This is a genomic window from Helicobacter suis HS1, assembly GCF_026000295.1.
Classification (GTDB): domain Bacteria; phylum Campylobacterota; class Campylobacteria; order Campylobacterales; family Helicobacteraceae; genus Helicobacter; species Helicobacter suis.
Map to the genome: position 1 here is coordinate 1368016 of NZ_AP026769.1, position 26098 is coordinate 1394113.

The following is a 26098-nucleotide window of genomic DNA, read 5'->3' on the forward strand; positions in this document are numbered from 1 at the left end:
AAGATGTTAAAATTATAGCATGCGAGCTTTGTTTATTTTAGGCTTACTAGTTTTTCTTGCGGGTTGTACTAACCGCATAGATACAGCTTATATGCCCGGATTTCTAGCTGAAAAACGCACCCAAGCCACTAGAAAAGGCGAGATTATCAAAAATCTACGCCCTGTAGTGAGTGTGTTTGCAACCCATTTAAACGAAGTAGACCACGCATCCTATCACCAACGCGAATTTTTCTTTATTGAGATATTTGCCCAAGATTCTAGTGTTTTTGAAAATGATGTGATGACTTATAAACTCTATGCTCTGAAAAATAGCTACACACCCATGTGGGTACGGCCAATTAGTAAAGATGAATTTGACTCGATATTTTACACCACCAACAAATACGCCAAAGCGTATTTAGTTGCCTTCCCTAAGTTAGATTACCTCTCTCAAGAGGAAGCCAAATTAGAAATGGATTTGGAAGGTTTAGGGACGATTACTTTTAATTTTGCCTACAGCGCACCCACACTTAAATTTTAGCCTGTAAGAGTAACAAAGATTAATTTTGTTATAATGGTCTTATTCCCCCGTGTAAATTCCAAAGGATAAAAGTGGAGAAAATATTAGATATTGTAGAATTGATTGCCTATGAAAAAGGTTTGAGTTTAGAGACGATTAAAGATGTTGTGAAGAATAGCATTTTAAAAGTTGCACAGAGTTGTTTAGATACAGAGGCTAATTTTGTCATTGATGATTCAAATAAAGATCTAGCCCTCTTGCATGTCGTTGAGGTGTGTGCTGATGGCGATCCTAAATTAGAGCAAGACCCTAAAAATACACTGTCTTTAAAAGAAGCCCATAAAAGCGATCCTTCTTTAAAGCCTAATGATTTGTTGCACTATGAAATCAGTTTAAAAGACATGAAACGCGGCGCGGTCAATACGCTTTTTAAAGACTTAGAATACAATATCCAAAGAAGTTTAGAGGATCAGTATTTTCAGAAGTATAAAAGCATGCTTAATACCATTGTTACAGGGGTTGTTTTAGATATTGATGCTAATCAAAATACTTATATTGAAATTGATGGATTACAAGCAATCTTAGCCCTAAAAAATCGTATTAAAGGGGAAAGCTTTAAAGTAGGCAATAGTGTGCGGGCTATTTTAAAAAATGTGCGTTTTAGCAAACAAGGTTTAGTCTTAGAACTTTCAAGAACGACTCCTAAATTTTTAGAAGCCCTCTTGCGCTTAGAAGTGCCTGAAATTGCTGATGAAGAAATTGAAGTGATGGGCATTGCTAGAATTCCGGGGGACCGGGCTAAATTAGCCTTGCGCTCGCATAATAGCCAAATTGATCCGATCGGGGCAACTGTGGGTGTTAAGGGTGTGCGTATCAATGCAATTAGTAAAGAATTGTGCAATGAAAGCATTGACTGTGTGCATTATAATGATATTCCAGAGATTTATATTGCAAATACCCTTTCACCTGCTCAAACAATTCGCATTAAACTAAGTGAAGAACAAGGAGAAAAAAGAGCACTTGTTACCCTTTATGGCGATCAAAAAAGTAAAGCCATTGGTAAAAATGGGGTCAATGTGCGCCTAGCTTGCATGCTCACTGGTTATAATATTGACTTTGAAGTTCTTGAATCTAAAGAAAACATGCCCAAAGATCAAAAGGTAGGCTTGAGCATGCTTGAATCTCTTTTTGCCAAACCTCCCAAAGATACCCCCTAAGTGGGCTAGAGTAACATAGGTGATAGTATAAAACTAAAACACACAGAAAAAGTAACCACGAGTACACCGGGAAAAAGGAAGGGGTGGTTAAAGATATAAGCGCCAATTTTAGTACTCCCCGTATCATCCATTTGCACAGCCCCTAATAAGGTCGGATAAGTAGGCAACACAAAAAGCGCTGATGTGGCTGCAAAAGAAGCCACTACCATATAAACCCCGTGGTGGTTTTCAGGTGTGAGGCCTAAGGCTAAAATTACGCTAGGAATTAAAGCTTTAGTTGTAGCTGCTTGAGAGTAAAGAAGCATGCTAGTGAAAAATAAGCCTATAGCTAATAAAAAAGGATAATGGCCAAGCAAAGAGGAGGCTAAAACTTTAATAGGTGCAATATAGCCCTTAACAAAGGTATCTCCAAGCCATGCTACCCCTAGTACGCATACACACGCACTCAAGCCCGCTTTAAAAGTACTGGTTTGTACTAAGTCGTTACATTTGAGTTTACAAAAAAGGACAATACAAGTAGCAATGGTGAGCATAAAACTTACAATAGCCGCATCGCGTGGTAATACAACCGGATGAATCCACCCAACATTTTTAGAAATAGCCGTTGCATATAACACGACGGCTAAAATCCCTATAAGAAAAATATAAACTGAAAGTTTGGCACTTTTGGGCAATGTACTAGCTTGTTTAGTGGCGGTTTGTACCTGTGCTTGTGCATTAAGCGCATTGGGTAGAAAGGTGCTAACGATGAATGCGGTGAGCATGCAGGCTAAAAGTGTGGTGGAAATACAAATGACTAAAAGAATGGGATAGGATACCCCAAGGGGTTCTAAAAACGCACTCATGGTAATTACAGCCGCAGAAACAGGGCTAGCTGTAATGGCAATTTGGCTAGCCACTACGGCTAAAGATAGTGGGCGACAGGGGCGGATATTTTGTCCCTTAGAAACCTCTACAATAACAGGTAATACCGAAAAAGAGGTGTGTCCTGTGCCGGCTAAGATAGTGAGGGTATAAGTAACTAAAGGCGCTAGATAATTGATGTATTTAGGATTGGAACGCAAAACTTTTTCTGCAATTTGTACTAAATAATCTAACCCCCCAGCCAATTGCATGCATGAAATTGCCCCAATTACTGACATAATAATTAAAATCACATCCCAAGGAATAACCCCAGGGTGCATGCCAAGCCCTAATGGTCAAACGGATTTTTTCTTGGATAAAGGACAGGGCTTTTTGCGTCTCTAAAGGCTCTATAGAAAAAATAATGTCTCTAAAAGCGCGATTAATTGTAAAATCAGATGCCAACTATCCATGCAAAACTCCACTAGCAAATTGCAAAATCCCCAAAATGAGATTGCAAACGCGCGATTCATGATATTCTTGAATATAATAATCTTTTTTACTGTAAATGTTTGGCTAAGCCTGCATTGGAATTAAAAATATGTAAATAAGGGCCTAGAGATTGTAAATTAACATCAATAATACTAGAACTACCATCGCCCATGTTTTTAACTAGAATTTGGTGGGCATGCATGGGGGTGTTTTCTAAAAAGTGTTGTTCCATGTGGCTAAGTTTGATTCCAAAATCACGGCTAAGGGCTGTACTATCAATGTGTTTTTGTGGATAAAAGATCAAAGTACCCATGTTTTTAATAAAACTAGCCGCATCTTGGATAGAGTTAAGTTGGTTTGTATCTTGCAAGGCCAAAACCACCACCCCATTAGCCTTTCTAGCTTGGGTGATTAAAGTGTTAATATGTGTGTTTAGGATAGAATTTTGCGCATAACTTTTAAATTCATCTATAAAGAGTAAAAAGCCGCGGTTGTATTCTAGGGCTTGGTGTAAAATCTTATAGAAAATATAGTAAGCCAAAAGCCCTAAATCTTTAGGATTAGTACTAATAGCGTCCATGTTAATAGTTGTGATAGGCGTTTTAAATTCTAGGCTATCTTCTAAGGCGTTAAAAAGCGGGTTATGTAAATAGGGTTCTAGGTTTAAAGCTTGGGTATGAATGAATGCGTCTTTAAAATCTTGCAAAGAAAAACTTTGAGGGGGCAAGGTAGCGTATAAAGTTTTAAGGGTGTTAGAAATGGCGTTACTGGCTTGAATATCTAGCTGGTTTTGTGGCTTTAGGGGGATATTTAGCATAGCCGAATAAAAAAATGTAAAGACATAATTCATATATTTGGAGTTTTTAAGAGATAGGGGGTTGATTTTAAAATGCGTACCTGAGTTGTAAGTGCCGCTAAAATAATGGGTGTAGGAAAACAACCCATAGGCGCGATCTAAAGCTAGAATATTAAGCCGATCGTATTTAAGCGCACTCATCATTAAAAAACTCATTAAAGTCGTCTTACCCGTTCCTGTAGCGCCAATAATCATGGTATGCCCATTAGCCCTATGTAAACTATGTTGTGCTGTATTGTGTGGTACTTCTTGGTTATGGAAATTAAAAAGATAGGGCGAATGATCGAGGTTTTTAAACACACTAAGGGGCATGTTTCCCCAAGAGTTTGATTTAAAACCACGATTTGGCTTTTCAAAGACGAGTAAACAAGCTAGGGCTTGAGAACTTTGGCAACGCAAACGAGGGTTTAAATGCAAACGCCCGGGAAAGAAGGAAAAATAAGCGGGTCTAAGTCCTAAGGTTTCTACAACGCCTACTAGATGTCCATTAGATAAAAGGCTTAAAACCTCTTGGGTTTCTTGGTTGAGTGTTTCTAAATGGGGGTGTCTAAGAATAAGATTACAGGCAATTTTTTGTAAACAAAGCTGTTTGGCTTGGATACGCTCATAATATTCTTGTAACTCTTGCTTGACTAGTGAGCTAATGGTCAAACGGATTTTTTCTTGGATAAAGGACAGGGCTTTTTGCGTCTCTAAAGGCTCTATAGAAAAAATAATGTCTAATTCTTTTTCTTGGTGTAATAAGTTTGTAAAGACTAAAGAGCTTAGAGTTTTACTAGCATAGGCCTTAATCCCCAAAATGCGGTTATGCACGCGCGATTCATGATATTCTTGAATATAATAATCTTTTTTAAAATGTACATTAGTCGCAATGTAACTATCTTCTAAAAAACCCAAAGTAGGCTTAAGAGGCATAAAAAAGCCGTTGATAAATTCTGCGTAGAAATTTAGGGCTTGCGTGGCGGTGAGGGGTTTTGGTTTAAAGGGCTGGAGTGCATGGGTTATTTTAGACATGCAATCAGAGAGCAGTTTAGCTTGGTGTTCATACAGCTGTTTGGAGGCACTTGTAGTGATCTCTAGCTTCTTTTGTTCTAAAAAATCTTTAATAGGGCTTTTAGTGGTTTCAAAAATAAGAGTGTAGGTGTTTTCATAAATAGTTTTGTTTTCAAATTGATTAAGGATGGATTGGGCATAAGGGTTACTCAAATGGTGGTCATGTTTGAGTTGTAATTTACGGCGTTTAGTGTGTACGCGCAAAACAACCCCTTGCAACTGATCTAAAGCATTTTGCTTACTTTGAAAATACCCTTGTAGCTCCTCTTTGGCCATCGCATTTGCACTCAAGCCCTCAATTTGTAGCATTCCTACTAACTGTTCGCTCTTAGTGAGTAAAAAGCGCGCATCATATAGCCCTAGAATATTATTTTCCTCAGTCATGCAATGTACTTTTGGCAAAGCACCTACTAATAAATCTAGGGTTTTATTGTATAAAAAATCCCACAGCACATGGAACATTAGACCCTTTCAAAAATCTAATTATAGCGGCGTGTGGTAAATAAGAGTAAGAATTGCTCCCGGAAGGGAGCTAGTAAACTACGCGTGAAGGTTAGAATGTAAAGACATAATTCACATACCAAGCATAGTACCTCGTCATCATATTTTTATTATGGTTAGTATTCTGAGGAATCATAGGGAATTTAATACCTGCTTGGATAGCGGAGTGATCACCAATACGGATACGGCCACCTACATTAAAGAGGAATTGAAAACCGGTGTGTAGTGTCCAGTCTTTATAATCCCAAGTAGTACCCGCAAGCTGGATACCACCCACCAGACCCATAGAAAAAGGACTTGTAGCGATGAAGTTAACAATCATGTCAGCAGCACCGCCATAGGTGTACACATTATATTTGTCATTAGAATTAGCGCCAATTCGGGGGGAATTTTGGTAATCAAAGAAGCCATAAATTTGGCCACCAAACCATTTATTGACAAACCCAACGCCACCAATCTGTGCCCCTAAACCATAAAGGTGCATGCCAGAGGTAAGAGGAACTCTATACGCATTCTCTCCTGCTCTACCTTGCTGGTAACCTAGACCTAAGAAAAACCCATTTTTTTCATCTGCTTGGGCTACAGACATGGCACTAACAGCTACCAGACTAGAAAGGGTTAAGCTTTTAAAAGTGCGCTTGAGACTCATAAAAAACTCCTTATTTTTAAGATAGAAACACATAAGCTAATAGTGTTCCAGATTCTGCTTAAAAAAGCATGGATCAGATCGTCCATACTAGGCGGACATGGCAAACACATAGCAAACAAAAAGGTTTTTGCTTTTTTGTGTACCCTAAAAATCCTTCTATATTTTAGACCTTCTCTTTAATTCTCTGTGGCTAAAATGCTTTTGGGGGTTAGTTGGTATCTAGTGTCGCTTTGTTTAAATAAAGGCGCTCTTTATCTTTTAAAAGCACTTGCCAGAAATTAATTAAAATATCAAAAATATCAAAAGCAAATACTTCTATTCCTAGCTCCATTGCACAGGCAATCTCTACACTGCCAACTACAATTCTAAAAAATGAGCTCTGTCAATTAAAGAATTGAGTTGGATAGTTTTTCTTACTTTTTCACAGATTCTAATTTACCAGTTATGCAAATGGCCAGAAGTTTGGCTTATTTTAAAACTCTCCGGCAGAAATCCCACTCGTCTTTAGCGGGTGGGATGAATGCCACTAATTTGTGGTATAATGCCCCCATACATTCGTATCTACGGCAGGAAGTGTCGGAAGTTATGCCTTTGGAGATATGATGTGTGAGACCTGTAGGGAATGCGTTGGAGCTCAAACTCTGTAAAATCCCTACTATAGGGACACAGAGTGAGAACCAAACTCTCCCTACGGGCAACATCAGCCTAGGAAGCCCAAATGTCTTTAGCATTTGGGCACTTCACAGGTAAAGAGTTAGTAGCAAGAAATCCTAACCATTTTTAATGCTAAAGACAGAGATATAGCGCGTACATGCGTATGCAAAAAAAATTCAAATCTTTTTCATACTGCTCGATCCATTCTTTAAAATACTCGTAAAAAGCGTTAAATATAAGGCGTCTTTAAAATAACTGATAAAACTCTATATTTTTGCCCGCAAGAATGCTATGGTAAAGAAAATACCAAATCCCAAAACTTCTAATACTAGGCCGCCCATTCACACCACCATCTCTATAAATTTCTAAAGTCTTTTTAATCCCACCTTGTGCTTGAGAACCTCCAATCTTTTTAACCACTCCATCTACAACAATTAAATACACCCGCGCTACATTCTTGGTTAAAATAAAATCTGCAATAACGGCCCTGATGTCTTCTTTGTCCATCTCTTTAGGCATGGCATGGCGATCATTAAAACGCAAGGCTGAGGGGGCTAAAAGGGTTGTGTTTTTAAGCTCAACTTTTCTACCCGCATGGGCAAGTTGTATGGCTATTTTAGAGCCGTATTGGTGGCATTTTTCTACAATGTGGGTTAGACCCTTGATATGCCCTTCTTCATAATCCTCTAAATCACCCTCAGAAATTCTAGCAGAGGCATTAATTGCTGATGCCTCCACCCTCACGCACAAAGGAACAATCGTTATAACTTAAGATAAAGGGACCCGGGCGCTTTTTAAGTAGTTGTGCTAGTTTTTCATGCGCAAAACCATTATGATGGATAGGAAAATTGCGCATCGGATAAATCCCTCTAAACATCTTTGAATCCCCCTCTAAAAAATAAGGCGTAAAGTTCCTTTCTTTATGGGTTATAAGAGCATAGTTTATCGTTTGTAAAAAATAATAGCTCACGAAAGGTATATTGATAAGAAAATTTTTAAGTTCCCTTAGGGCTACATCATGCCGCCCATACCTCCCATACCACCCATGCCGCCCATATCAGGTATGGCCGGAGTAGCGGGTTTTTCTTCTTTAACTTCATGCACAAGTGGCCTCAGTTGTACGAAGCAGCATTCTTTTTTATAATGCGCTTTTAATTCGGCTTTAATGGTGTTATAAACCTCTAATGAAGGCTCTAGTGCAAGTAAAGCCATATTCGCCATTGCTTGCATTAAAACCAAAATGCGCTTCTTTGTGTTTTTCTACCTCATTAACCACCACCCCACGATCATAACCGGCATTGGCTGCAATCTGGGCTAAAGGGGCCTGCCCCCACCCATAAAAGGGCTAATTACTCTCTTAACATCTGGCATGTGTTCTAAGATCAACCCAACGGCTAAAGATTTACCCCCACCATAACGCAAGGGGCTTTTGCTATAGCGTTTATACCGTAGCTTTTGTGAATAAAGACTTTTTAAAAATGCGCCCTTTTGCATGAATTAAAAAATACACCCCCCCATATAAAAATTATAAATACTTGATGCGCTCGTAAGGTTTAGGAATATCTATCTCTTGTCCAAGTTGCAAAGCTGCATTAAAGCACCAAAACGGATTTTTTAAAAGCGCACGGGCTAAATAGATCGCATCGGTGGTTTGACTCCCAATAATTCTTTGTACCATTTTAGGTTCTTCAAGCAAACCACCCCCGATTGTGGGTTTGTCTAGCGCTTCTTTAAGAAATTCTGCTGCTGCGATCTGATAGCCCGGATACACTTTAATAGGCGCTTCTACCACCCCCCCACTGCTCACATCTAAAGCATCGTAGAGATGATCAAGAGGTGTAAGAAGTGTGGCTATTTTCTCGGGTGTATTGCCATCTTTGTGATAGTCTCTAGCCGAAACGCGTAATAAAATGGGCAGATCAACTGCGCTGCCAACAGCCTCTAAAACTTCTTGTAGAAAAAGCGCGCGGTTTCTACCATAAGCATCGGTGCGTTGGTTGCTAAGAGGAGAGAGAAAACTGCTGATCAAATAACCATGCGCGCCGTGTACTTCTATGGCATCAAAACCCGCCTGTTTGGCTCTTAGAGCTGCTTTCTTAAAATCTGCAATAACGGCCCTGATGTCTTCTTTGTCCATCTCTTTAGGCATGGCATGGCGATCATTAAAACGCAAGGCTGAGGGGGCTAAAAGGGTTGTGTTTTTAAGCTCAACTTTTCTACCCGCATGGGCAAGTTGTATGGCTATTTTAGAGCCGTATTGGTGGCATTTTTCTACAATGTGGGTTAGACCCTTGATATGCCCTTCTTCATAAATCCCTAAATCACCCTCAGAAATTCTAGCAGAGGCATTAATTGCTGATGCCTCCACAATAATTAACCCTACCTGCCCAATAGCACGGCTGATATAGTGCTGGGTATGCCACTCATTCACATAACCATCTTGAGCGATGTATTGTACCATTGGGGGCATCACTACGCATAGCTCAATTTCTTTAGCCACGCTCACGCCGTCTTTTGTGATGCTAGGCGCGCCATAGCTTTTTTGAATGAGCACATTACGCCCGCGGGGGCCCATTGTAACTTTAACAGCGTCGTTAAGTTGTTTTACGCCTTCAAAAAGTTTACTGCGTGCGCTGTCTGAAAACTTGAGCCGCCCATACCTCCCATACCACCCATGCCGCCCATATCAGGTACGGCCGGAGTAGCGGGTTTTTCTTCTTTAACTTCATGCACAGTGGCCTCAGTTGTAAGAAGCAAACTAGAAACAGAAACCGCGTTTTGTAAAGCAATGCGGGCTACTTTAAGCGGATCAATAATACCGGCCTTAAACATGTCTACATATTCGCCATTGCTTGCATTAAAACCAAAATGCGCTTCTTTGTGTTTTTCTACCTCATTAACCACCACCCCACGATCATAACCGGCATTGGCTGCAATCTGGGCTAAAGGGGCCTTAATCGCGCGTTTAATGATTTCATAGCCCACTTTTTCATCTTCTTGTAATTCTAAATGCACTTTTTGGGCTGCACGGATTAAAGCCGCACCCCCGCCAATAACAATGCCTTCTTCAACAGCAGCTTTAGTCGCAGAAAGCGCATCGTCTACGCGATCTTTTTTCTCTTTCATTTCCACCTCAGAAGCCGCGCCCACTTTAATCACAGCCACGCCTCCGCTAAGCTTAGCTAGCCTTTCTTGGAGTTTTTCGCGATCATAATCGCTAGTTGTAGCCTCAATTTGGGTTTTAATTTGAGCGATGCGATCTTTAACCGCATGGGCTTTACCTTTGCCATCTACGATCGTGGTGTTATCTTTATCAATAACAATTCTTGCCGCTACACCTAGATCCTCTACGCTAGCATTTTCTAAAGTTTTGCCCAGTTCCTCAGAAATAACTTCTCCGCCGGTTAAAATAGCAATGTCTTTAAGCATTTCTTTTCTGCGATCGCCAAATCCGGGGGCTTTAACAGCGGCTACATTAAGCACACCTCTAAGTTTATTCACAACCAAAGTTGTAAGCGCTTCGCCCTCAATGTCTTCAGCGATAATTAATAGGGGTTTACCCTCTTTCATGGTGCGCTCTAACAGAGGTAAAATATCTTTCATGCTAGAAATTTTCTTATCAGTTAAAAGAATGTAGGCGTTTTCTAGTTGGGTGGTCATTTTTTCCGCATTGGTTACAAAATAAGGGGAGAGATAGCCGCGATCAAATTGCATGCCCTCCACCACATCTAATTCGTCCTCAATTCCTTTTGCTTCCTCTACGGTGATCACCCCGTCTTTGCCCACTTTTTCCATCGCATCGGCAATGAGTTTGCCAATTTTTTCATCAGAGTTAGCCGAAATAGTAGCTACTTGGGTGATTTCCTCTTTCCCGCCTACTTTTTTGCTTGCCTTTTTAAGTTCAGCAATGATAGCCTCGCTGGCTTTATCCATGCCTCGTTTAACTTCAATAGGATTAGCCCCCGCTGTGATATTGCGCAAGCCCTCTTTAAAAATGCTATAAGCTAGCACGGTAGCTGTAGTGGTGCCATCTCCAGCAGCATCGGCGGTTTTACTAGCCACTTCTTTAACTAGTTGTGCGCCCATATTAGCCACAGGGCAGGATAGCTCAATTTCTTTAGCCACGCTCACGCCGTCTTTTGTGATGCTAGGCGCGCCATAGCTTTTTTGAATGAGCACATTACGCCCGCGGGGGCCCATTGTAACTTTAACAGCGTCGTTAAGTTGTTTTACGCCTTCAAAAAGTTTACTGCGTGCGCTGTCTGAAAACTTGATCTCTTTAGTTGCCATGGTTTGTCCTTTTTAAAATTTTAATGTGATAACACTTTTGTGCGTAGAAAAAAACTAATGGTTGTGGTGGCTATGGCCCTCGTGCTTATTGCCCTTATGTTCTCCATGTCCGTGGTGATGCGAATCTACTATGCCTAAGACATCTTCTAAGTCTAAAACGATAAATTCTTTATCGCCTAAAACAATTTCGCTACCTTTGTATTTGCCAAAGGCCACTACATCGCCCTCTTTGAGGTATTTATGTTCCTCGCTAACTTTGTGGCTAACAGCCTTCACTACACCCATTTGGGGTTTTTCTTTGGCGTTATCTGGAATGATAATGCCAGAGGGTGTTTTCTTTTCTTCTTCTAGTCTTTCAACTAGCACTCTTTCGCCAAGTGGCTTAAACATGGAAACTCCTTTTTTGCAAAAATTAGCACTTAAAAAATTTAAGTGCCACGATTTTAGCTAAATATTGCCAAAAAGTCAAGTTTGAGCAGGATTTTAAAGCCCAACTTCTTTTATTTATCAAGCGCCATTGCCAAAGAAGGATTGAAGAGACTAATCACCTCAACAAAGAGCTTAACCCGCAAGAAAGGCATTAGTTAAAATCAAAGTTTTATGTGCTACATTCCAAATTATGATCAGCCAAGAGTCTTTAGAACAACTCAAACAAGTAGCAGACATTGTAGAAGTGGTGCAAAGTTACATTGATTTAAAAAGAGTGGGTAGCAATTACCGGGCTATCTGCCCTTTCCATGATGAAAAAACCCCTAGTTTTATGATCAACCCCTCCCGCAACTCTTTTAAGTGTTATGGTTGCTCTAAAGCGGGTAATGCCATCACCTTTGTGATGGAATATGAAAAGTTAGATTTTATAAGCGCGGTGCAAAAACTAGCCCATATGTTTAACTTGCCCTTGCAATACACTACAGAGCAAAAACAAACCCTGCCCTCCACAGATTTATTAGAAAAAATCGCCCAGTGTTACCAGATTCAACTTAAAAAACACCCTTTGGTTTTGGATTATTTAAAACAAAGAGGGCTTAAAGAAGAGTCTATCAAGGCTTTTAATTTAGGGTTTTGTGCCCCCCAAAGTGTTTTAGATTTTATAAACCAAGAAAAATTAGACCGCCAAGCCCTACTTGAATTAGGGGTATTAGGGGAGGAGGATAATAAGAGTTTTGTGCGCCTTAAGCAGCGACTAATTTTTCCTATCCATAACCCTAATGGTAAAATGGTGGGCTTTGGCGGGCGGATTTTACAAGATAATTCCGGCGCGGCTAAGTACATTAATTCTCCTCAAACCGTGCTGTTTAATAAATCTAAACTACTTTATGGTTACTTCCAAGCCCGCGAGGCTATTTTTAAAACCAAACAAATTATTCTCACAGAGGGCTATTTAGATGTGATCTTACTCCAACAGGCTGGTTTTAAAACGGCTGTGGCTACTTTAGGAACGGCTTTAACAGAAACACATATTCCCATTTTAAACCGGGGCGATCCATCTGTGATCTTGCTTTATGATGGCGATGAAGCGGGATATTTAGCGGCTTTAAGGGCGAGTAAAATCCTCTCTTTGGAGCTTAAAAGAGGGGGTGTGGTACTTTTAAACAATGCACTCGATCCAGCCGACATGATTACTCAGGGTAAAAGTGCCGAACTTAAAGCGCTTTTGCAAAAACCTATCCCTTTTATTGAATTTGTCCTAAAAGGTCTTGTAAAACCCTATTCTTTAAGCGATGCCTTACAGAAACAAAAGGCTTTTAAAGAAGCGCAAACCTTTTTACATAGCTTGCCTCAAGTGTTGCAGGAGGAATATAGGCCTATGGCAGCCTCTCTTTTAAAACTCCCAAGAAATGCCCTTACTTTGAAAAAAAACCCCCTACCCCAGATGCAAGCAGCAGAACGGCTTATTAAAAATCCGCTTGAGGAGATTTTAATTAAATACATGGCCTTACACCCAGAGCTTTTAACGCAAGCCAAAAATTATATCCACCCTGAAACTTTTGAGCACTGCGCGCAGGAATTTAACACCCTTTGCTTAGGAGAGGAGAATGTGCAAATTTTAAATATCAAGTTAGATAATCGTCTACCTACCCTTTCTGAAAACTTTGAGCAGGATTTTAAAGCCCAACTTCTTTTATTTATCAAGCGCCATTGCCAAAGAAGGATTGAAGAGACTAATCACCTCAACAAAGAGCTTAACCCGCAAGAAAGGTTAGAAATTCTAGTAAAATGGCGGACTAAATTACAACAGATCAACAAAGGAGAGTTAGTTCAGATATGAAAGCATTAGCCCTTTTTAGCGGAGGATTGGATAGTTTACTCTCTATGCACCTAGTGGCCTCACAGGGAATAGAAGTGATTGCCTTGCACTTTAATATTGGCTTTGGAGGCAATAAGGATAAATTAGAATATTTACAAAATGCCACTAAGCAGATTGGGGTAGAATTGTTGCTTTGTGATATTCGCGAGCAGTTTTTTAACGAGGTGTTGTTTAGCCCAAAATACGGTTATGGGAAATATTTTAACCCTTGTATTGATTGCCATGCCAATATGTTTAAACAGGCTTTTTATAAACTTTTAGAACTCAGGGCAGATTTTGTGATCAGTGGTGAGGTTTTAGGGCAAAGACCTAAAAGCCAGCGCAGAGAAGCTATGGATCAAGTTAAAAAGCTGGTACGCGCCTTTGGAGAACAAAGCTGTTTTGATGCATTGCTCGATCGCAGTGGTCAGAATATAAATAAACCCCAATTTTTAGATCAACTGCTTTTAAGACCCATGAGCGCTAAACTCTTAGAGCCTAGTTTTATGGAGAAACAAGGGTGGGTGGATCGTAATAGGCTTTTAGATGTGCAGGGGCGTAGCCGTGTATACCAGCTTGAGAGGGTGCAAGAACTAGGCTTAAAATATTATGAAAAACCCGGTGGGGGGTGTTTGCTCACCGATTTAAGCGTGAGTCAAAAACTCAAAGATTTGCAAGCCCACCGCCAAGCTACCAAGCAAGAAATGGTGGTTCAAGATAGCGTATTAGTCAAGGTAGGCCGTTATATGGTGGTGGGCAATACGCGGGTGATTGTGGCTAGAAATGAGATAGAAAATAGCAAACTAGACACGCAACACCCCTTAATGGATAAAATAGAGCTACGCAGTTGCAAGGGGCCACTTGGTTTAATAGAAAAATGCGCCAGTACAGAGGAAAAAATTTTAGCAGCTCAGATTGTTCTTGGCTATGGCAAAAGTACACCTAATCAGGTTTATGAGGTACAAGTAGGCAATCTGGCTTTTGAAGTGTCCCCCTTGAGTCGCAAGAAAGCCCAACAATATTTATTTTTACACTGAAAGGAGCATGGATGCAAGATTTTATTGGTTTGGGGGTGGTGGGCAATTTTGCAGGACACTTAGAACAAGCAGGCGAGTCGGATAATTTTACAAATATCCGCATGAAACATGTAGAAAAAGACGCGCCTAAAGGGCTTTTCCCTTTTTATATCCCGCATGCAAAGGGGTATTTGGGGCGTTATTGTTTAGATAATAAATGGGTGATTTTACCAGATGATTTAAGCCTAAATGCCCAAGCAGAGCCAGAAATCGCGCTAGAGTGTGAGGTGGTGTATGGTAAAGAGCAAGAGGTAGAAAAAATTATCCCGCATTATTTCATGGCTTTTAACGACGCTTCAATCCGCAATCTCAAATCCACCAGACTTTCAGCTAAAAAGAATTTTTCTAGGGCTTCTAAAGGCGTGGGGGCTAGATTGCCCATTGATCGTTTTGTTTATGGTGGGGTGTGTAATGATTACTCCATTGCCTCCTTTTTAACACGAGATGGGCAAACCCATATGTATGGCGAAAATTCCAAACTCACTAAATACGAGTACTTTTATGAAAAACTTTTAAATTGGATTGTAGAGATGCTTAACACGCAAGAAGATGTGGGAAGTTTAGAAAATCTTAAAGAGGTGTTAGGCTCTTGTAATTACCCTTCTAAAATGCTAGTGGCCATTGGCGCTACTCCTTACATGCCCTTTGGACAAGAAAACTTTTTAAAGCAAGATGATGTGATCACCATTATTGCTTATAACCACCGCCGCTACGCCATTGAAAAACTCTTGGATATGACTGCTTCTAATGAGTTACTCATCAGCCATTTGGCAGACACTTCCATTGTACAACAAAAAATCGCCCTAGAGAGTGGCGATTAGCGATCAATCTAGTATTATTTTGAAATAAAGAACCCTAATAGCCGTTTGGTTAGGTTTTATAATTTAATACAATCATTACTCATCCGCTACCTAGATATACATAAATGGAGAATGAGCATGAAACTAAAAGAGAATCTGGATCTGCATCAGGAATTTAACAAACTGAAGGCTGAGTATTTGCAACAAGAGGCAACTTATGCGACTTATCTAAAAAAGAGTAAGAAACAGCTTTATGGCTGTAAGGATATTTCAGCCCGCTACAAATTTTTTGTTAATCGTTGCCAAGCTTATAAACCCCTCAATGATGTTTACATGAGTTTAAGACTTGTGTCTAAGCGCTGTAAAATTAGCATGCAATCTATTCGTGAGTCCTTTGAAAAATTTCGCCGTACCCATAACAATACCCTCACTTCTATCCGCCGTTATGAAGCCAAAATCCAAAAAATCAAAGAAGGTAAAAGCCCCTCAGATTGGAGTTAAAAAAGTATAAGGGGGGGGCTTTTTCTGGGCACACATTGCCCTATTATCTGCGCCTCTATCCCTTCATCTTTTAAAATTTGTACGCATTCTTTAGCCTCGTTTTCTTTTAAAGTGGCTAATAATCCCCCAGAGGTTTGGGCATCATAAAAAAGAATCTCGGGTAAAGAAGTGTGGCTTAAAACTTGATTGCTTAAAGCTTTTTGATTGGCTACACTGCCCCCCGGATACACCCCCTGCCTAGCTAATTCTAGCGCCCCCTCTAAAAGTAAAATAGAGGCGCTTTCTATTTCTATAGAGATAGAGGGGTTTAACATTTGGCTTACATGCCCAAGTAATCCAAATCCGGTTACATCTGTGCAAGCGTGTATACTAAATTTTTGCAAAACCTCCATCGCCTTAACATTTAAAGTTGCCATGCTAATAAGGGCATGAGGGGCGTTAGCAATTACCCTTCTTTTTAAGGCGGTGGTGATGATCCCACTGCCTAGAGGTTTGGTTAAAATCAGCACATCGCCTATTTCTGCTGTATTATTGCGCCAAAGCTCTTTTAAAACCACCCCCGTAACACTCAAACCAAATTTTTGCTCTAAATCGCTTAAACTATGCCCCCCCAAAAGAGAACAGCCACACTCATTTAATTTATCTAAAGAGCCCTGCAAAATTGCCTGTACACTTTCTTTGCTCACCCGTTCTTGATCCCAAGCTAAAATACTAAGCGCACTTAAAGCGCGCGCACCCTTAGCAAATACATCGCTTAAAGCGTTGGCTGTGGCTATTTGCCCATATAAGTAAGGATCATCTACCACCGGTGGGATCACATCTACACTTTGCACGAGCAAAGATCCCCCAACCTGCAAAGCGCCACAATCATCACTATCGCTAAAATCTAACAGTACACCCGGAGTGCGGGGCTGTTTGAGAGGGGCTGTGATTTGTTTGAGATCTGCCAGACCTACCTTAGCCGCTCAACCCGCACAACGGACAAACTGAGTCAACGCCTCCATTTTATCTCCTCAAAGGCTTTATTATCTCACATTTGCCTTCCCGCTTACTTTAGAATCTTTATAGGAGCGTAGCCAATCTGCACAATATACAGCGGCATTTTCTATAGTTTCGTTTTCAAACTCTTCGCTTGCCCCTACAGCCTTAGCCGTCATCTTAAGTAGTTCTAAAGGATTTGGGAGTTGGGTAAGAATGTGCATGTGTAGCGTATTATCATTACTCATCCGCTACAAAAACCCTATCATCACCACTAAATTTCAAAATATCACACTCACTAGGCCTCTCTCTCACCCTTTATTCATTATTCTAAGAGAATGCCCTTTCTATGAGCGCATTTTAGAAGGGATTGTTGCCCATATCTGTGATAAATACGGCAAACTCTCTATGGTAGATGTAGGGGCTAATATTGGTGATTCAGCTATCTTTTCTCTAATTAAAGGGGGTTCTTACTTGCTTGTAGAAGGAGCTTTAGAGTATGCTACTTTGATTGAGAGCAACTTACGCCACAATGTTAAAACCCGTCTTTATACAGATGCCAACCCGCCCCACTTAGCTAAAAGGTATTACACTAAAGATTATGAGGGTCAAGAGGATCAAAGTTTTTTAGTTTATGGTGGAATATTTTTAGGAGAAGGGGATTTGTCAAACTATCAGTTGCAACTCTTAGAAAATGGGAGCGCCAAACTCATCAATCGCAACACAACAACACAACAACACAACAACACAACAACACAACAACACAACAACACAACAACACAACAACACAACAACACACGCTTGATAGCCTCTTAGCAGAATGTAGCTTTGTTCCTAATTTTATTAAGATTGATACTGATGGCTTTGACTTTAAGATACTCCGCGGTGCTTATAAGACTCTAAGAGATAATAAACCTGTACTTTTCTTTGAGTGGGACTATGTCCATCTTGCTAATCAATCCGAAATGGCTTTAAGCATCTTTCCTTTCCTCTCTAATTTGGGCTATAACAAGTTGGTTATTTTTGATAATTATGGCCATTTGCTCTGTGTACTTTCTACTCAAGACACTTCCAATCTTTCAACCCTCATGGATTACACCAGATATAAACAAAGATGTATTCCCTACTACGATATACTAGCCTTGCACAAAGAGAGTCTTTTTGATATTGAAGAGTATAGAAAAACCTACTGGTTTAACCCCTATTTTTACGAAAGACACCCTGATCTTCTCTAAACTATAAAGAGATTAGGGTGTATAGGTAACAAGCAAATCAGAGTCTAGCTGTAGTCAGAATGGATTACAGAGCGGAAGTCAGCACCGCTACTAGCACAAGGATTTTTCTCTAAAGAGGAAGTGCCTTTTTTATTCAAAGCCTTCAAGATAATTTATCTGGCAAATGGTAGTGTGATTAACCCTTAAGAAGTGTACTTAATTTTTCTAAAACCACCTCAGGGATAGCGTCTTGATCAATCTCAGTAAAAAAACTCTGTTTAAAATCAGGAGCTATGGCCTCTTTGTTGCACCAAAACTCTGAATCTAAAACCGGAACAGCAAAATCCCCAAATTGTAATTTCTTTTCATGCCTAAAACCTACACTCCAACCATAATTTGTGGCAACATTGCTAATAGGGGCATAAGTTTCAGGTGGCAAGGATTGGTTGCGCTCATCAAATAAAAGCCCGCTTACTTTAGAATCTTTATAGGAGCGTAGCCAATCTGCACAATATACAGCGGCATTTTCTATAGTTTCGTTTTCAAACTCTTCGCTTGCCCCTACAGCCTTAGCCGTCATCTTAAGTAGTTCTAAAGGATTTGGGAGTTGGGTAAGAATGTGCATGTGTAGCGTATTTGTAGCGGTATTGATCAAAGAACTTGTGATTTCTCTTAAGCCCTCATCTTGCATAAAAATTTTAAGAGCATAGCCACTACGCTTTTTCTCGCCCATTTTTTCCACTAAATCCTTGTTGTTTGTGAGTTCTTCCTCTAACATTTTATCAAAACGAAGAACTAAAGCATCTGCTTTAAGCAAGGATACCACCTGTTTCATGTAATTGCTATAAAGCACAGCATCATGCCATGGGTAGGGCTTGTGTTGCATTAAAACCTTATGGGCATAACTTCTAGCATCTACTACCAGCTTATTTTTACCCTGCTTGAGTACATCTTCAATAAAATTCATTATTTTCCTTTGAGTTCTTTAATAGTGATTATAATCAAGTGAGGATTATACACATATATATCTTATAAGGTTTGCTCTAAAGTGATTCTTTATAGCTTAGATTTTAAAGTGGGGCAAGAAATTCCCCCACCCCCTCCTCACTCCCCCATTACACTAATTTAGGTCTTATTCCACCCTCATACTTAATTTCTAATTCCTCTACCCTTTTTTCTAGCTGGGCAATTTTGACCACATGGCGATTGGGCATCACCACTAAGGGAATATCTTTGAGTTTGCCCTTAACGCGTTTTGGCCCATGGTGATCCCAAACAGTGGCCATGAGCTCTTCTGGATTTTCCTCACCCCAAGAGCCATAGTAGTATAAATCCTTAGGCGGCTCATCTTTCACATGTTTTTTTACAAATTCATCGTAGGGCAAGCCCCTTTTTAAACGCGCTTTTCTCTCATTCTCGCGTTTTTGTTTAGTGGCATGCTCATCTACCACAAAGGTTTCTTTATCCCACACCACCTTATAAATCTCAGAGGCCACATGTTCAGAAATCCTACCCACCTGCAAATCCTCCATAACTAACTCAGGGTCTCTCTCTAAAACATCGCCATAACCCCCGCCACAGCCCTGCGCAATCATATAAAGCTCGCCCTCTCGAGACCTATCAAACTGCAAGCCCATATGATAAGTGGTGTAAACGCCTTCCTCAAAGGGGCGCTCATTCATCACTCTTTCCATAGATAGATCAAATTGTTCGGGGTCTTTTTTAACGATTTCAAAAATGTTAATGCCCTTGACCATAGCTCTAAAGGATAGGTTGCACACCCATAGCCTCCAAACAACCCGCACACGCTAGAAAACTTTGCCCCAGAGGTAACCGTCATAAAGCCCCATTCTGGTGTATTGCGCGCCGCAACGATCATCTCATAGCCCATGCCACCACGGAATTTGCCAAAGCCTTGATTATCGCGCACCACTCTTTTACTCACCAGTTGTAAAAAAGGCACTTCCTCCTCCATTACCTCCTGTTCGCCAATATCTGCCATCGCACAAAACAAGGGGGCTACCGCGTCCTCACCATCTCTAAAGGCCTTTGCGCCCCCACCCATGCCATTTAAATCCGCACACAAATTCCCCACCTGTTCGCCATGCTGGGTTTCTCCACCCCATAAAAAGTCATTGATTTGGTTAAACCAAGTGGCGATCACATTGGCATATTTGGTATGCATAGAAAATTGTAACTTGGCATAGGCAATTTGCAAGGCACTAAAGGCTCTAAAGGAGGCTTGTAAATTCTGTCCATTGGGCGCATCATAGGAGCAATCCCCCCAAGTGCCCTCATCTGAGATCACTTCAATAGGAGAAAAAGCCCCTGTACACCTTGGCAGATCAGGCCACCAGTAAGAAAGCACAGCCTGAGAGAAAAAGGCTTTAGTTGAGGCCAGTGGCGAGTTAATAGCGCGGTTGATGATCTCTTTGCCAGAGCCTCTTAAATCCACGGTCATGTGATCGCCCTTGACTGTGATCTTGCATGCAAATTTGATCAAGATATTTTCTTTGAGTGTAGAGTCCACAAATTGTTGCACAGTAACCATGCCATCTGGCATTGCCTCAATGCGGCAGCGTACTTCATTTTCCACATCCTCCACCGTCATTCTAATCGCCCCTACAAAGGCATCAACACCGTACTCATCAATCATGCGATCTACAATGTCCATCACCCGGCGCACCGCCCCCATTTTAACCTTGATATCAGCCAACATTAACTTTGGATCGCGTGTGGAGTGTTGCAAAAAGGTAAGAAGATCTCTTCTAAGTTTACCCCTCTCTACAATCTTCATAGGAATACCGCGCAAGCCATCATCAAAGGGGGTTTCTGAGCCTGAGGGCATTCCACCCGGCTCACACGCACCATTCTCGCCCTCATGGATAGTCGCACCCACCCAAGCGATGATCTCACCATTTCTAATTACAGGAGTGAGCATGGATTGATCGGTGTTGTGCACACACCCAAAACGCGCATCGTTGTGGAAAAACCCATCACCCTCGTGGATACCCACGGTGGGTTCGTCCTTCCAGTATTTCATGATGTAGCGGATAGGGTGGTGCAGTACGGCTGAGAAGGCTATCACGCCACGATTAGACATGTAGCACACATCTCCACTAGCCGTATAAACCGCCACAGACAAATCCGCCCACTTAGCCCCCGGAGCTGCCCCATGCTCTCACACATTTCAAAGGCTTCATCTAGTGATCCGCCCAAACGCCTACGGATGCGATCATAAAGCAGGGGATCACTCCCCTTAGAAAGCACTTGTTCTTCTAGCGATGTGCGTTTGGCAATAGCATGGTGGCGCATAATTTCTGGATCAGGGCCTAAAAATAGCGTGGTTTCATTCATGAAGTCATCTACCCACGCTTGCTCCTCAGCACTCAATTCTTTTTTGTGGGAGTGCTCATGGTGGCTGTGGGCATTGGGGTGTTTGTGGGCCTGTACATGGCTTCCTTGAGTTTTTTATTCAATTAGCGCATTTGTACCCAAAGTGGTGGCATAGCGCACCGAATCTACCTCTTTGAGTACCTGTTCTCTGCTTAATCCAGCTATTTTACAGGCATTATCTAGGGCTGCATTAAAGCCTAAAGACAAATTGTGGTGGGTGGTTAGGGATTTAGACTCAATGTACTTTCCATCCCATGCAAAAAAACAATCTGTGAATGTCCCGCCGATGTCTACTGAAATTCTCTTCATAGGCACTCCTTATTTTTTGTCAAATTTAGCGCGTAAATCTGCTTGTGCGTTTTCACCAGGGCCATAGTGTATAGAAGTTTCTGGATCCTTGCCAATTTCTTTCCAACGCCTTTTAAGATCATCAATGTCCCATAACATGTCTATGGTGGGGGGTAGTTGGGTGGGACATATTCGGTTTCAATTTGAGTCCCACAAGTGGGGCAGTAGTATTCATAAATGCGGCAAAACTTTGGATCGGGTGAAAAGGTGTATTGGTAGCGTTTGGGGTCTAAGATGGGCGGGTGAATCTCTTGGAGATTTCTATCATAAATGAGTGTGCCTTTTTTGTAGGTGTCTCTAGCATTGCCAAAATCATGCCCACAAATGCGGCACAGCCATCTTTCAGTATTGAGATCGATCATTAAATATTCTGTCATTGGAACGCGCATGTTTACTCCTTAAGCTTTGGTGTCTTGTAAAATTAAATCGCCGTTATCGGTTACAAATAAACTCCACCCTTCAGGCACCTTAGCGGTGAAAAAAGGGCCTTCTACAATTGCTGGGCCTTCCATATGCGCCCCGGTTTTTTGTTCAGCTAAAACCACTACAGGGTTATAGCGCAACCCTCCCTCTTCAAGCACTTCACGACTATGATCTACTTTAGCCGGGGTTGTGTGTTTGGGCAAACTAGCGCGCAAACTAGAGTGTGAGAGCTCATAACGCACATTGTAAGCTAAGATGCGTTTTTGATCTTTATCTAGTTGGATCGTATCTTTTAGATCACAAACGCGGCATTCAGACCCGTCAGCATTTTCTATCACCACTTTCCATTCATGCTTGCACTCATTATAATCATAGCCCTCTTGAAACATATGCCTTTTAGCCTGTTCGCGCATTTGTTCTTGAATCTTTTCAACTTCAGATTTACTCAAATCTGTAATGTCGCGCTCAAAAGTTTGGGCTACATCTGAAAAACTAATTCCATAAGCAGAGAATACCGCAGCCAGTTTAGGCACAATCACGCGTTTAATGCCCGCTTTTTTAGCCGCTAAACACGCACTCATAGGTCCTCCACCTCCAAAGGCAGCTAATACGGTGTCTTTTTGCACATGTTTTTTTTAAGCACGCCGCTAGCTGTTCTGCGTAGGCTTGCTCTAGGGCAAATAAAGCCTTTTATAAGCTCATGCCCAAAGGTTTAGCGATTTTTTCGGTAATGGTAGAAATCGCGCGTTCTTTATCTAATCTTTGTTGTCCGTTTAAATAAATATCTGGATCAATCACACCTAAGGCTACATTGACATCAGTTATAGTCGCCTCTGTACCCCCAAAACCAAAGCAAGCAGGTCCAGGGGCTGCCCCTACGCTATCAGGCCCTACTGTGATAGCGCCCTTATTATTGACGCGTAAAATAGAGCCCCCGCCCACACCAAAGGACTTTACATCGCTAAGTTCAAAAGAAATTTGAATGCCTTCTACAGACCCGCGCCGCTCTGTTTTAATTTTATGAGCCTCTACCTCGCCTACATCTGAAGTAGTTCCCCCCACATCTACCATTAAGACATGTTCAAAACCATAGGCTTTAGCTAGGGCTTTTGTACCCTCAATGCCTCCCCTGGGGCCAGAAGAATAGGTTTTTAAAGCCACAGATTTAGCCACCCGCGAAGAGGCCCCGTCATTGCGATAAATTAACAGGGGATTTTTAACTTTATGAGCTTTGAGGCGGTGCTCAGCGGAGTATAAAAAGCGCTCCATAGTTGGGTGTAAAAAGCTATTTAAAATGGCTGACCAAATGCGCCTAACGCGGCTGGTATCGTTGGTAAATTCCCAAGAAAATAGCACGGGCACAGACCCTAATAAATGTCTAGGAAACTGCAATAAAAACACATGTTTAAAGGCTTTTTCTGTGTCTTTATCCTTGATAGCCACCACTAAGCGCTCCGCTCCTTTGTTTGTGAGGGTATTCACCGCAGCCACTAGCTCGCTTTCAATTTTATTAGAATCGCGGATATGCTGTAAAACCACTACACGAGTACCTACAAGACTATCAAACAAATCTTGTTGGTGGGGGGTTTTGGTAAGATTGCCTGAGAGATGTGTATCATCTGTGATTAGGCCTAGTTTTGGCCCTTTTCTTTCCACTAGAGCGTTAGTGCCTTGTGTAGAAGAGTAGCGGATAAGCTCGGTACTGTGCAATAATTTAGTAAAACCACCTTCGCCATAAATTTCTTCACTTGCCTTAGTAATGCCCTTAAAAAAACATTCTGATAAATCTACCGGTGTGGTTAGAGTTTTTGTAAAGCGCACCTCTGAACCACTCACCACGCAAATATCAGTCAGCGTCCCGCCATTATCTAAATTGACTAAATACTTCAATGTAACTCCTTATGTTAAGATTTTTAAAATGCGATGATTTGGCTAATACCTCCTTATGGCAAGGGTACATTTCCCACGCCCTGTGCCAATTCTAAAGTGATAAACTTCCCATCTTTAATTTCAAACACCCCCAAATTGGTGATGACTTTTGAGACGCATTTAGGACCTGTTAAAGGGAGTGTGCATTGCTTGACTAACTTCAAATTGCCTTTTTTATCTGTGTGTTGCATGATCACAATCACTTTTTTAGCACTCGCAACCAAATCCATTGCTCCTCCCATGCCCTTAACCAATTTACCCGGTATCATCCAGCTAGCCAAATCCCCCTGAGTAGAAACCTCCATAGCTCCTAAAATAGTTAAATCAATGTGCCCTCCTCTAATCATTGCAAAACTCTCTGCTGAGCTAAAGTAGCTTGCCCCAACACTCTCTGTAATGGTCTGTTTGCCCGCATTGATCAAATCTGCATCGGCTTGTTCTCTTGTAGGAAAAGGCCCCATGCCTAGCATTCCATTTTCACTTTGCAACATCACGCTAATATCTTTAGGAATGAAGTCTGCGACTAAAGTGGGGATACCAATGCCTAAATTGATAGAATACCCGTCCTTAATATCCTCCACTGCCTTTTGTGCCATCTGCTCACGGCTCCAACCTATGTTACTGTGATCCACTTATTCTCCCTTTTTAAGCGTCAATTGTTCAATGCGCTTTTCAAAAATACCCTTGAAAATGCGATCCACATACACCCCAGACACATGGATAAAGTTAGGATCAAGTTCTCCTACCTCAACCACTTCCTCCACTTCTACAACGGTTATTTTAGCTGCCTTAGCCATCATAGGATTAAAATTCATCGCTGTTTTATTAAAGATCAAATTCCCATACACATCTGCCTTTTTAGCCTTGATAAAAGCAAAGTCTGCCTTGAGTACTCTTTCTAAGATGTAGGTACGCCCCTCAAACTCCTTATGTTCCTTGCCCTCTGCAACAAGAGTTCCCACTCCCGTAGGCGTATAAAAACCCGGGATACCAGCCCCACCCGCGCGGATGCGCTCGGCTAAAGTGCCCTGTGGGTTAAATTCTACCTCCATTTCTCCATCTAAAAATTGCCGCTCAAAGATAGCATTCTCACCCACATAACTAGCAATCATCTTTTTGACCTGCTTGTTTTTTAGGAGTAATCCTAATCCAAAATCATCTACCCCTGCGTTATTAGAAATGCATGTAGTGTCCTTGATCCCTGTTTGACTCAAAGCTAAAATGGAATTTTCTGGAATGCCACACAGCCCAAACCCTCCAAACATAATCGTCATGCCATCTTTTACCCCGGCAACTGCCTCCTCAATACTGCTCACTACCTTATTCATGCGCTTCCCTTGATTTAAAGTCGTTGTACAAGCATAGCAACCGCTTCGCCCCCGCCTATACATAGGCATGCCAACCCCAAATGCTTATCATGTCTGTGCAATGCGTGTACTAAAGTGGTGAGTAGCCGTGCCCCGCTAGCTCCAAGGGGGTGTCCTAAAGCAATCGCCCCACCATGCACATTAACCTGTTCATCTTTTAATCCCAACTCTCTTTGGGTCAAAATCCCTACCACAGCAAAAGCCTCGCTAATTTCATACAAATCAATATCGCTAGGTTTCTTATGATTTTTTTTCTAAAAGATTTTTGATAGCTGGAGCTGGAGCAACGGGGAAGAGATGAGGATCGTGGCTAAAAGAATTGTAGTCTATGATTTTTGCTAGGGCTTACTAGAAGTGTCTTTTTCTAGCTCCTTGCTTGCCAATATAAGCATGTGCCCCATCGCTAATCTTGCTAGCATTAAAGGCGGTAATTGTCCCCCTCTTTCTCAAAGGCTGGTTTGAGTTTTAAAGCTTTTTCAAAATCTGCTCTACCCGGCTCCTCATCTACGCTAACTAGCACCTCCCTCTTTTTAGTTTTAACAGAAATGGGCACCATTTCAGCGTTAAAGGCGTTATTCTCTATGGCTTTAAGGGCTTTTACATAGCTTTGTTTAGCAAAGGCATCTTGTTCTGCGCGGTTTAGTTGGTGATTTTTAGCACAGCCTTCAGCAAAATTACCCATAAAGACATCTTGATAGGCATCTACAAGACCGTCTTAAATAGGC

Annotated in this window: 30 protein-coding genes and 7 pseudogenes; 9 read left to right on the top strand and 28 right to left on the bottom strand. The window is 41.3% G+C overall.

Going from position 1 to position 26098, the window contains the following annotated elements; all coding sequences use genetic code 11:
- Positions 1 to 19: 19 nt before the first annotated feature.
- Both OO773_RS07480 and nusA read left to right on the top strand, forming a co-directional pair.
- Positions 20 to 520 carry a hypothetical protein gene (locus tag OO773_RS07480; RefSeq protein WP_006564510.1) on the top strand — a complete coding sequence of 167 codons (501 nt, stop codon included), beginning with the start codon at positions 20 to 22 and terminating at the stop codon, positions 518 to 520.
- Between the two features lie 71 nt (positions 521 to 591).
- Complete coding sequence (gene nusA, locus OO773_RS07485) at positions 592 to 1716, top strand: transcription termination factor NusA (RefSeq protein WP_034377202.1); 1125 nt, start codon at positions 592 to 594, stop codon at positions 1714 to 1716.
- 5 nt (positions 1717 to 1721) lie between these two features.
- Here nusA and OO773_RS07490 read toward each other — a convergent pair.
- The 4 genes and pseudogenes from OO773_RS07490 to OO773_RS07505 form a co-directional block, all read right to left on the bottom strand.
- Positions 1722 to 2912 (bottom strand): annotated as a pseudogene (locus tag OO773_RS07490) (anaerobic C4-dicarboxylate transporter); the annotation flags it as partial.
- Between the two features lie 206 nt (positions 2913 to 3118).
- Positions 3119 to 5422, bottom strand: a complete 2304-nt coding sequence (locus OO773_RS07495) for a VirB4 family type IV secretion/conjugal transfer ATPase (protein WP_264828514.1) — start codon at positions 5420 to 5422, stop codon at positions 3119 to 3121.
- Between the two features lie 91 nt (positions 5423 to 5513).
- Positions 5514 to 6110 (bottom strand): outer membrane protein, encoded by a 597-nt coding sequence (locus OO773_RS07500; protein ID WP_006565383.1) that lies wholly within the window; start codon positions 6108 to 6110, stop codon positions 5514 to 5516.
- A gap of 211 nt (positions 6111 to 6321) precedes the next feature.
- Positions 6322 to 6474 (bottom strand): annotated as a pseudogene (locus OO773_RS07505) (DNA adenine methylase); the annotation flags it as partial.
- Positions 6475 to 6509: 35 nt separating this feature from the next.
- Here OO773_RS07505 and OO773_RS07510 point away from each other — a divergent pair.
- Entirely contained in the window at positions 6510 to 6713 is a 204-nt protein-coding gene (locus tag OO773_RS07510; RefSeq protein WP_158656545.1) for a hypothetical protein, read from the top strand.
- A gap of 300 nt (positions 6714 to 7013) precedes the next feature.
- On the opposite strand, the pseudogene OO773_RS07515 reads toward OO773_RS07510, so the two are convergent.
- The 9 genes and pseudogenes from OO773_RS07515 to groES all read right to left on the bottom strand — a co-directional run.
- Positions 7014 to 7283 (bottom strand): annotated as a pseudogene (locus OO773_RS07515) (type II restriction endonuclease); the annotation flags it as partial.
- 6 nt (positions 7284 to 7289) lie between these two features.
- Positions 7290 to 7508, bottom strand: a pseudogene (locus OO773_RS07520) (oxidoreductase); the annotation flags it as partial.
- Positions 7504 to 7671: pseudogene (locus OO773_RS07525) on the bottom strand (DNA adenine methylase); the annotation flags it as partial. The pseudogenes OO773_RS07525 and OO773_RS07520, both read right to left, overlap by 5 nt.
- A gap of 104 nt (positions 7672 to 7775) precedes the next feature.
- Positions 7776 to 7976 carry a hypothetical protein gene (locus tag OO773_RS10105; protein ID WP_406600093.1) on the bottom strand — a complete coding sequence of 67 codons (201 nt, stop codon included), beginning with the start codon at positions 7974 to 7976 and terminating at the stop codon, positions 7776 to 7778.
- Positions 7977 to 8078: 102 nt separating this feature from the next.
- Positions 8079 to 8258, bottom strand: a complete 180-nt coding sequence (locus tag OO773_RS07535) for a DNA adenine methylase (RefSeq protein ID WP_264828515.1) — start codon at positions 8256 to 8258, stop codon at positions 8079 to 8081.
- A gap of 31 nt (positions 8259 to 8289) precedes the next feature.
- Positions 8290 to 9270, bottom strand: a complete 981-nt coding sequence (locus tag OO773_RS07540; RefSeq protein ID WP_406600087.1) for an oxidoreductase — start codon at positions 9268 to 9270, stop codon at positions 8290 to 8292.
- Positions 9244 to 9414: pseudogene (locus OO773_RS07545) on the bottom strand (TCP-1/cpn60 chaperonin family protein); the annotation flags it as partial. The pseudogene OO773_RS07545 and the gene OO773_RS07540, both read right to left, overlap by 27 nt.
- Positions 9369 to 11054 (bottom strand): chaperonin GroEL, encoded by a 1686-nt coding sequence (gene groL, locus OO773_RS07550; protein ID WP_264828516.1) that lies wholly within the window; start codon positions 11052 to 11054, stop codon positions 9369 to 9371. The gene groL and the pseudogene OO773_RS07545, both read right to left, overlap by 46 nt.
- 54 nt (positions 11055 to 11108) lie before the next feature.
- On the bottom strand, positions 11109 to 11444 hold the full coding sequence (gene groES / locus OO773_RS07555) for a co-chaperone GroES (RefSeq protein ID WP_006564695.1): 336 nt from the start codon (positions 11442 to 11444) through the stop codon (positions 11109 to 11111).
- Between the two features lie 229 nt (positions 11445 to 11673).
- On the opposite strand from groES, the gene dnaG reads away from it, so the two are divergent.
- The 4 genes from dnaG (at position 11674) to OO773_RS07575 (ending at position 15718) form a co-directional block, all read left to right on the top strand.
- The gene (gene dnaG, locus OO773_RS07560) at positions 11674 to 13323 is read left to right on the top strand and encodes a DNA primase (protein ID WP_034375554.1); all 1650 of its coding nucleotides are present in this window, start codon (positions 11674 to 11676) and stop codon (positions 13321 to 13323) included.
- Positions 13320 to 14378, top strand: coding sequence for an argininosuccinate synthase domain-containing protein (locus OO773_RS07565; RefSeq protein WP_034375547.1), 1059 nt, complete (start codon positions 13320 to 13322; stop codon positions 14376 to 14378). Before dnaG ends, OO773_RS07565 begins: the two co-directional genes overlap by 4 nt.
- A gap of 11 nt (positions 14379 to 14389) precedes the next feature.
- A complete protein-coding gene (locus OO773_RS07570) occupies positions 14390 to 15238 on the top strand; it encodes a DUF5718 family protein (protein WP_006564698.1) in 849 nt (282 codons plus the stop codon).
- Between the two features lie 117 nt (positions 15239 to 15355).
- Positions 15356 to 15718, top strand: coding sequence for a hypothetical protein (locus OO773_RS07575; protein WP_040499252.1), 363 nt, complete (start codon positions 15356 to 15358; stop codon positions 15716 to 15718).
- Here OO773_RS07575 and selD read toward each other — a convergent pair.
- Both selD and OO773_RS07585 read right to left on the bottom strand, forming a co-directional pair.
- Complete coding sequence (selD, locus tag OO773_RS07580; RefSeq protein WP_040499253.1) at positions 15715 to 16668, bottom strand: selenide, water dikinase SelD; 954 nt, start codon at positions 16666 to 16668, stop codon at positions 15715 to 15717. The genes OO773_RS07575 and selD overlap by 4 nt on opposite strands.
- A gap of 75 nt (positions 16669 to 16743) precedes the next feature.
- Positions 16744 to 16920, bottom strand: coding sequence for a hypothetical protein (locus OO773_RS07585; protein ID WP_264828517.1), 177 nt, complete (start codon positions 16918 to 16920; stop codon positions 16744 to 16746).
- Positions 16921 to 17340: 420 nt separating this feature from the next.
- On the opposite strand from OO773_RS07585, the pseudogene OO773_RS07590 reads away from it, so the two are divergent.
- Together OO773_RS07590 and OO773_RS07595 are read left to right on the top strand one after the other, a co-directional pair.
- Positions 17341 to 17643, top strand: a pseudogene (locus OO773_RS07590) (FkbM family methyltransferase); the annotation flags it as partial.
- 18 nt (positions 17644 to 17661) lie between these two features.
- Positions 17662 to 17931 (top strand): hypothetical protein, encoded by a 270-nt coding sequence (locus OO773_RS07595; protein WP_231102809.1) that lies wholly within the window; start codon positions 17662 to 17664, stop codon positions 17929 to 17931.
- A 175-nt stretch (positions 17932 to 18106) separates the two neighbouring features.
- Here the strand turns inward: OO773_RS07595 and OO773_RS07600 are convergent, their stop codons facing one another.
- The 13 genes from OO773_RS07600 to OO773_RS07660 form a co-directional block, all read right to left on the bottom strand.
- Complete coding sequence (locus OO773_RS07600) at positions 18107 to 18877, bottom strand: hypothetical protein (protein ID WP_176485233.1); 771 nt, start codon at positions 18875 to 18877, stop codon at positions 18107 to 18109.
- Positions 18878 to 19025: 148 nt separating this feature from the next.
- Entirely contained in the window at positions 19026 to 19592 is a 567-nt protein-coding gene (locus tag OO773_RS07605) for a hypothetical protein (protein WP_231102808.1), read from the bottom strand.
- Entirely contained in the window at positions 19592 to 21049 is a 1458-nt protein-coding gene (locus OO773_RS07610) for a hydantoinase B/oxoprolinase family protein (protein WP_233424223.1), read from the bottom strand. The genes OO773_RS07605 and OO773_RS07610 overlap by 1 nt, the downstream gene beginning before the upstream one ends.
- Positions 20995 to 21303 carry a hypothetical protein gene (locus tag OO773_RS07615; RefSeq protein ID WP_233424224.1) on the bottom strand — a complete coding sequence of 103 codons (309 nt, stop codon included), beginning with the start codon at positions 21301 to 21303 and terminating at the stop codon, positions 20995 to 20997. The genes OO773_RS07610 and OO773_RS07615 overlap by 55 nt, the downstream gene beginning before the upstream one ends.
- A 78-nt stretch (positions 21304 to 21381) precedes the next feature.
- Positions 21382 to 21615 carry a hydantoinase/oxoprolinase N-terminal domain-containing protein gene (locus OO773_RS07620; protein WP_034375524.1) on the bottom strand — a complete coding sequence of 78 codons (234 nt, stop codon included), beginning with the start codon at positions 21613 to 21615 and terminating at the stop codon, positions 21382 to 21384.
- Between the two features lie 9 nt (positions 21616 to 21624).
- Positions 21625 to 21753, bottom strand: a complete 129-nt coding sequence (locus OO773_RS07625; protein WP_255298841.1) for a hypothetical protein — start codon at positions 21751 to 21753, stop codon at positions 21625 to 21627.
- A 2-nt stretch (positions 21754 to 21755) separates the two neighbouring features.
- Positions 21756 to 22043 (bottom strand): acetone carboxylase subunit gamma, encoded by a 288-nt coding sequence (locus OO773_RS07630; RefSeq protein ID WP_006564504.1) that lies wholly within the window; start codon positions 22041 to 22043, stop codon positions 21756 to 21758.
- A gap of 9 nt (positions 22044 to 22052) precedes the next feature.
- Positions 22053 to 22703 carry a hydantoinase/oxoprolinase family protein gene (locus OO773_RS07635; RefSeq protein WP_255298840.1) on the bottom strand — a complete coding sequence of 217 codons (651 nt, stop codon included), beginning with the start codon at positions 22701 to 22703 and terminating at the stop codon, positions 22053 to 22055.
- 64 nt (positions 22704 to 22767) lie between these two features.
- Complete coding sequence (locus OO773_RS07640; RefSeq protein ID WP_006564503.1) at positions 22768 to 23967, bottom strand: hydantoinase/oxoprolinase family protein; 1200 nt, start codon at positions 23965 to 23967, stop codon at positions 22768 to 22770.
- Between the two features lie 53 nt (positions 23968 to 24020).
- Positions 24021 to 24638 (bottom strand): 3-oxoacid CoA-transferase subunit B, encoded by a 618-nt coding sequence (locus OO773_RS07645; protein ID WP_006564502.1) that lies wholly within the window; start codon positions 24636 to 24638, stop codon positions 24021 to 24023.
- Positions 24639 to 25334, bottom strand: a complete 696-nt coding sequence (locus tag OO773_RS07650) for a CoA transferase subunit A (protein ID WP_006564501.1) — start codon at positions 25332 to 25334, stop codon at positions 24639 to 24641.
- Positions 25335 to 25348: 14 nt separating this feature from the next.
- A complete protein-coding gene (locus OO773_RS07655) occupies positions 25349 to 25594 on the bottom strand; it encodes a beta-ketoacyl-[acyl-carrier-protein] synthase family protein (RefSeq protein ID WP_231102806.1) in 246 nt (81 codons plus the stop codon).
- Between the two features lie 197 nt (positions 25595 to 25791).
- Positions 25792 to 26055: a thiolase family protein gene (locus OO773_RS07660; protein WP_100069271.1), complete on the bottom strand. Its 264-nt coding sequence runs from the start codon at positions 26053 to 26055 to the stop codon at positions 25792 to 25794.
- Between the last annotated feature and the right edge of the window lie 43 nt (positions 26056 to 26098).

Excerpts from the sequence above, each read along its gene's own strand:
- OO773_RS07480 (WP_006564510.1), top strand. The coding sequence starts at position 20 with ATGCGAGCTTTGTTTATTTTAGGCTTACTAGTTTTTCTTGCGGGTTGT.
- OO773_RS07495 (WP_264828514.1), bottom strand. The coding sequence starts at position 5,422 with ATGTTCCATGTGCTGTGGGATTTTTTATACAATAAAACCCTAGATTTA.
- OO773_RS07500 (WP_006565383.1), bottom strand. The coding sequence starts at position 6,110 with ATGAGTCTCAAGCGCACTTTTAAAAGCTTAACCCTTTCTAGTCTGGTA.
- OO773_RS10105 (WP_406600093.1), bottom strand. The coding sequence starts at position 7,976 with ATGGCTTTACTTGCACTAGAGCCTTCATTAGAGGTTTATAACACCATT.
- OO773_RS07535 (WP_264828515.1), bottom strand. The coding sequence starts at position 8,258 with ATGCAAAAGGGCGCATTTTTAAAAAGTCTTTATTCACAAAAGCTACGG.
- groL (WP_264828516.1), bottom strand. The coding sequence starts at position 11,054 with ATGGCAACTAAAGAGATCAAGTTTTCAGACAGCGCACGCAGTAAACTT.
- groES (WP_006564695.1), bottom strand. The coding sequence starts at position 11,444 with ATGTTTAAGCCACTTGGCGAAAGAGTGCTAGTTGAAAGACTAGAAGAA.
- dnaG (WP_034375554.1), top strand. The coding sequence starts at position 11,674 with ATGATCAGCCAAGAGTCTTTAGAACAACTCAAACAAGTAGCAGACATT.
- OO773_RS07565 (WP_034375547.1), top strand. The coding sequence starts at position 13,320 with ATGAAAGCATTAGCCCTTTTTAGCGGAGGATTGGATAGTTTACTCTCT.
- OO773_RS07570 (WP_006564698.1), top strand. The coding sequence starts at position 14,390 with ATGCAAGATTTTATTGGTTTGGGGGTGGTGGGCAATTTTGCAGGACAC.
- OO773_RS07575 (WP_040499252.1), top strand. The coding sequence starts at position 15,356 with ATGAAACTAAAAGAGAATCTGGATCTGCATCAGGAATTTAACAAACTG.
- OO773_RS07585 (WP_264828517.1), bottom strand. The coding sequence starts at position 16,920 with ATGCACATTCTTACCCAACTCCCAAATCCTTTAGAACTACTTAAGATG.
- OO773_RS07595 (WP_231102809.1), top strand. The coding sequence starts at position 17,662 with ATGGCTTTAAGCATCTTTCCTTTCCTCTCTAATTTGGGCTATAACAAG.
- OO773_RS07600 (WP_176485233.1), bottom strand. The coding sequence starts at position 18,877 with ATGAATTTTATTGAAGATGTACTCAAGCAGGGTAAAAATAAGCTGGTA.
- OO773_RS07605 (WP_231102808.1), bottom strand. The coding sequence starts at position 19,592 with ATGAATGAGCGCCCCTTTGAGGAAGGCGTTTACACCACTTATCATATG.
- OO773_RS07620 (WP_034375524.1), bottom strand. The coding sequence starts at position 21,615 with ATGAAGAGAATTTCAGTAGACATCGGCGGGACATTCACAGATTGTTTT.
- OO773_RS07625 (WP_255298841.1), bottom strand. The coding sequence starts at position 21,753 with ATGTTATGGGACATTGATGATCTTAAAAGGCGTTGGAAAGAAATTGGC.
- OO773_RS07630 (WP_006564504.1), bottom strand. The coding sequence starts at position 22,043 with ATGCGCGTTCCAATGACAGAATATTTAATGATCGATCTCAATACTGAA.
- OO773_RS07650 (WP_006564501.1), bottom strand. The coding sequence starts at position 25,334 with ATGAATAAGGTAGTGAGCAGTATTGAGGAGGCAGTTGCCGGGGTAAAA.
- OO773_RS07660 (WP_100069271.1), bottom strand. The coding sequence starts at position 26,055 with ATGGGTAATTTTGCTGAAGGCTGTGCTAAAAATCACCAACTAAACCGC.